The sequence below is a fragment of the Micrococcus sp. HSID17227 genome (assembly GCF_003989405.1).
Lineage (GTDB): Bacteria > Actinomycetota > Actinomycetes > Actinomycetales > Micrococcaceae > Micrococcus > Micrococcus luteus.
In genome coordinates this window covers 1-2203 of record NZ_RBLN01000302.1, presented here as the reverse complement: position 1 = coordinate 2203, position 2203 = coordinate 1, and the positions used below count along the sequence as shown (strand labels likewise).

Genomic DNA, 2203 nt, shown 5'->3' with positions numbered 1-2203 from the left:
GTCTGCCGCGGTCTCCGGCCCCGGGCGCCGCGTCCGCGGACCCGCCGGAGGCGCCGCCGCCCGAGCCGTCGGTCGAGGCGTCCGCCGGGACGAGGTGATCGGCGTGGTCCATCAGGAACCGCAGGACGGTCAGCGCGCCGGCCTTGTCCAGGGGGCTGTTGCGGTTGCCGCACTTGGGGGACTGCACGCAGGACGGGCAGCCCTCCGCGCACTCGCAGGCCGCGATGGCCCCCGCCGTCGCCTCGACCCAGCGTCGCGCCTGCTCGAAGCCGCGTTCGGCGAAGCCCGCCCCGCCGGGCCGGCCGTCGTAGACGAACACGGCGGGGGAGCCGGTGTCCGGGTGCAGGACCATCGAGACGCCGCCGATGTCCCAGCGGTCGTTCGAGGCGACGAGCGGCATCATGCCGATCATCGCGTGCTCGGCCGCGTGCAGGGCGCCGGGCAGGCGATCCGTGGTCAGTCCCGCGGCGATGAGCTCGTCCGAGGCCGCCTGGAACCACACCGCGGAGGTGAACAGGTCCCGCGCCGGCAGGTCGAGGGGCTCCTCGCCGAGCACCTCCCCGGAGACCAGGGCCTTGCGCTGGAAGGACACCACCTGGGTGCGGACCTGCACGTCCCCGAGGCACCAGCGCAGGGTGCCCTCCCGCGCGTCCAGGCGGCGGTGCACCGCCACGATCTCGATCTCCGTGACGTCCCGGGCCTGCGTGGTGAAGTCCGGCCAGGCGCGCGTGACGACCACCGCGTGCGCGTCCTCGTCCAGCTCCTCCACGAGGTACGTGCGGTCCTGGTGCACGTACACCGCGCCGGGATGCGCCTGGTAGTGGGTCTGGGGCGAGTCCATCGTGCCCAGCAGGGCGCCGGACTCGGCGTCGATGATGTCCATGGGCCCGCCGCCGTCGTCCCGCAGGGAGACCATGCCGGCGGCGTGCTCGGGGTGCGTCCAGAACCAGCCGGCCGGCCGACGGCGCAGCAGCCCCTGCTCGACCAGCACGTCCAGCAGGGCGCGCACCCGCTCCGGCTCCCCGAACCAGCCGAACGCCTCGGGCGTGATCGGCAGCTCGGCGGCGGCCGCGCACAGCTGCGGGCCGAGCAGGTGCGGGTTCTCCGGGTCCACCACGGTGTCCTCCACGCCCAGGTCGAACACGGCCTCCGGGTGGTCCACCACGAACGTGTCCAGGGGGTCGTCCGATGCCACGAAGAACGCGAGCGCGTCCTGGCCGCCGCGCCCGGCGCGGCCGATCTGCTGGAAGAACGACGCGCGGGTGCCCGGCCAGCCGGCCACCACCACGGCGTCCAGCCCCGCGACGTCGATGCCCATCTCCAGCGCCGGCGTCGAGGCCATGCCCAGCAGCCGACCCGAGCGCAGGTCCGCCTCCAGCTCCCGCCGCTCCTCGGGCAGGTAGCCCGAGCGGTAGGCCGCGACCCGGGCGCCGAGCCCCGGCTCGACCTCCTCGAGCTGCCGCTTGGCCGCGCTCGCGATGGCCTCGGCACCGCGCCGAGAGCGGATGAACGCCAGCGTGCGCACCTGCTGCAGGGCCAGGTCCGTGACCAGGTCGGCGGCGGCGGCCATCGCCGAGCGGCGGACGGGCGCGCCGTTCTCGCCCCGGCGGTCCGTCAGCTCCGGCTCCCAGAACGCCACCGTGACCGCCCCGTGCGGGGACGCGTCCTCGGTGACGGCTGTGGCCGGCGCCCCGATCAGTCGGGCGAAGTGCCCGGCCGGATCCGCCGACGTCGCCGACGCCCCGATGAACACGGTCTCCGGACGGTCCCCGCGGTAGTGGGTGGCGATGCGCCGCAGTCGACGCAGCAGGATCCCCACCTGCGAGCCGAAGACGCCCCGGTACGTGTGCGACTCGTCCACCACCACGAACGTCAGATTCCGGAAGAACGCGGCCCACCGCTCGTGGTGCGGCAGGATCCCCACGTGGAGCATGTCCGGGTTGGTCATGAGCACGGTGGCGTGCTCGCGGGCCCAGATCCGATCCTGCGGTGCGGTGTCGCCGTCGTAGGGGGCCGCGCGCAGCCCCGGGGCACCGTCCCGCTCGAGGGCGCGCCAGGAGGTCAGCTGGTCCGCCGCGAGGGCCTTGGTGGGGGCGAGGTAGAGCGCGGTGGCCCGGGGGTCGGCGGCCAGCCGGGTGCCGACCGCCAGCTGGTAGCCCAGCGACTTGCCCGACACCGTGCTCGCCACGGGCACGGTGTGCGA

General features: G+C 74.9%; 1 protein-coding gene. It reads right to left on the bottom strand.

Features of this window, described 5'->3' with window-relative positions:
• Window positions 1-2203: DEAD/DEAH box helicase (locus tag D8M29_RS11055; RefSeq protein WP_127445979.1), on the bottom strand; the 2203-nt coding region annotated here is incomplete at both ends.